General features: G+C 63.7%; 3 protein-coding genes. 2 read left to right on the top strand and 1 reads right to left on the bottom strand.

The features are described 5' to 3' along the window. The first annotated feature begins 99 nt into the window (after window positions 1-99). Window positions 100-1302, top strand: coding sequence for a penicillin-binding transpeptidase domain-containing protein (locus JX325_RS14875; protein ID WP_243414118.1), 1203 nt, complete (start codon window positions 100-102; stop codon window positions 1300-1302). Window positions 1303-1347: 45 nt separating this feature from the next. Beyond that, window positions 1348-1647, top strand: coding sequence for a hypothetical protein (locus tag JX325_RS14870; protein ID WP_204791854.1), 300 nt, complete (start codon window positions 1348-1350; stop codon window positions 1645-1647). Window positions 1648-1694: 47 nt separating this feature from the next. Here the strand turns inward: JX325_RS14870 and JX325_RS14865 are convergent, their stop codons facing one another. Next, the gene (locus JX325_RS14865) at window positions 1695-2570 is read right to left on the bottom strand and encodes a MetQ/NlpA family ABC transporter substrate-binding protein (RefSeq protein ID WP_204791853.1); all 876 of its coding nucleotides are present in this window, start codon (window positions 2568-2570) and stop codon (window positions 1695-1697) included. Between the last annotated feature and the right edge of the window lie 82 nt (window positions 2571-2652).

Genomic DNA, 2652 nt, shown 5'->3' with positions numbered 1-2652 from the left:
TGTGTATAAGAGACAGATCTGACCCAGGGGGGAAGCTGGGCTTCCGCCGCTTTTAACCGCCACCTTTACAACTCCCAGGGGCAGCTGACCGCCGGGACTGTGCTGGACCGGGACGGGGATGTGCTGTCCTCCGTGGAAAACGGGGAGCGGACTTACTATGACAGCGAGGCGGTCCGCAAGGCTACGCTCCACGCTGTGGGGGACCTTCAGGGGAACATCGGGGTTGGGGCGCTGAACGCGTTTGCGGACCGGATGACGGGTTGGAATCTGATCAACGGGGCCTTTGGCGCGGACCGGGGCGGGGAGCTGACTCTGACCCTTGACGCCCGGTACAATTACGAGGCCTATCAGGCCCTGAACGGCCATGCCGGGACGGTGGCGGTATACAACTACAAGACCGGGGAGGTTCTCTGCATGGTCTCCGCCCCCAGCTACGACCCGCTGAATGTCCCGGAGGACATTGAGACCAACGACCGCTGGAAGGGGGCTTATGTGAACCGCTTCTTGTCCTCCGTTTTTACCCCCGGCTCCGTTTACAAGACCGTCACCCTGGCGGCGGCGCTGGAGAATCTGCCGGACCTGGAGTCCCGGACCTGGGACTGCGCCGGGTCCGTCCAAATCGGGGAAGAGACGGTTATCTGCTCCGGCGTTCACGGAAAGCAGGACATCGCCGCCGCCTTTGCCAACAGCTGCAACGCCGCCTTTGCGGACATCGCCGTGGAGCTGGGGGCGGAAACCCTGCGGAAGTACACGGAGCAGGCGGGCCTTACCTCCGCCTACCGTCTGGACGGCCTGACCACCGCCAAGGGCGCCTTTGACTGGAATCTCACCCTGGGCCGCCTGGGCTGGGCGGGGGTGGGCCAGGACAAGGACCTGGTGAACCCCTGCGCCCTGATGGTCTACATGGGGGCCGTCGCAAACGGCGGCAGGGCGGCGGAGCCTTATCTGATTCTCAAGACCAAAAACGGCCTGGGGATTCCCTCCCTGCCCCGCTGGACCCGCAAAACGGGGACCCTCGCCGGCGCGGGCACGGCGGAAAAACTGGCGGATCTGATGGCGGGGAATGTGGAAAAGACCTACAACAAGAGCCGCTTCCCCAACATGGACCTCTGCGCCAAGTCCGGCACCGCCGAGGTGGGAGAGGGACTGGCCCCCCACGCCTGGTTCGCCGGGTTCCTGCGGAACGAGGACGCGCCCTATGCCTTCGTGGTCCTGGTGGAAAACGGCGGCGGCGGCAGCAGCGTGGCGGGAAACGTCGCGGCCCGGGTGCTGGACGTTATGGTAAACGGCTACGAAAAATGAGAACTATATGTAATGTTTGATAGATAATCAACGGAGGGTATACAAATGAAGCGAAAAAACTCCCTGCTTTTGCAGGGTGTGAAGCAGCTGAATCGGGGGGCCATTGTGTCTGGCCTGGGGTTTTTGCTGTATCTGGGGGCGGCGGCGCTGGGGCGGCGGGACGCGGCGGAGATTTTGTCCGTGGCCTTTGCCCTGGTCTCTTTGTACGTCTTCGCCTCCGCGGCGGCGGGGCGGTTGAAGGACAAGGAGGCGGTGAGCTACAGCCTCCTCTGGGGCACGGGGGCCCTGGCGATGCTGACCTGCCTGTGCGCCCTGGCAGCCCTCCGGCAGCGGCTGGGACTGTAAAAAAGAGCAAGGCCCGGGAGCCATTCCCGGGCCTTGACCAGTTTCGCTTAAAATGCCGGAACCACCGCGCCGCCGAAGGTGTTGTTGATATAGTCCTTCACCGTATCGGATTGGAGGGCCTTCACCAGGGCCTGGACGGCCTCGTTGTTCTCATTGCCCTCCTTGACCACCAGGATGTTCACGTAGGGGGAGTCGGAGGCCTCAATGGCCAGGGCATCCTNCACGGGGTTCAGCCCGGCGNCCAGGGCGTAGTTGGAGTTGATGGCGGCGATGTCCACTTCATCCAGGTTGGCGGGGACGTTGGCGGCCTCCAGCTCCACGAACTCCAGATTCTTGGGGTTCTCGGCGATGTCGTTGGGGGTGGCCTCCAGATTGGAGCTGTCCTTGAGCTTGATGAGGCCCTGGGCCTCCAGCAACAGCAGGGCCCGGCCCTCGTTGGTGGGGTCGTTGGGGACGGCGACCTTGCCCCCGTCGGGGATGGCGTCCAGGGAGGCGGAGTTGCCCNCGTACAGGCCCATGGGCTCAATGTGGACGCCGGCCACGCTCACCAGGTGGGTGCCCCGCTCGGCGTTGAAGTTGTCCAGATAGGGGACGTGCTGGAAGTAGTTGGCGTCCTCGTCCCCGTCCTCCACGGCGGTGTTGGGCACCACGTAGTCGGAGTATTCGTTGACCACCAGCTCAATGCCCTGCTCTTTCAGGATGTCCACGCACTGCTTGAGAATCTCGGCGTGGGGGGTGGGGGAGGCGGCCACGCTGAGCTTCACGGTCTCGGCGGAGCCGGCAGGAGCGGAATCCTCGGGGGCGGAATCGGCGGGAGTCTGGGTGTCCGCAGGAGCGGAGCCGCCGGAATCCTTGCCGCCGCAGGCGGCCAGGGACAGGGCCAGAATCAGGGCCAGGGAGAGAGCGAAAATCTTCTTTTTCATACTGTGTTCCTCCAATTTAAAAACAACGACTTGTTCCGAATGATCTTCGGTATGGGAGGCTTCCCGCCCTCCGGCCTCCGTC

The organism is Oscillibacter sp. CU971, from assembly GCF_905219725.1.
Taxonomy (GTDB): Bacteria; Bacillota; Clostridia; order Oscillospirales; family Oscillospiraceae; genus Oscillibacter.
This window is presented reverse-complemented; position numbering and strand designations above follow the sequence as displayed.

Bases quoted from the DNA above. Each gene is read 5' to 3' on its own strand.
- JX325_RS14870 (WP_204791854.1), top strand. From the start codon at position 1,348: ATGAAGCGAAAAAACTCCCTGCTTTTGCAGGGTGTGAAGCAGCTGAAT.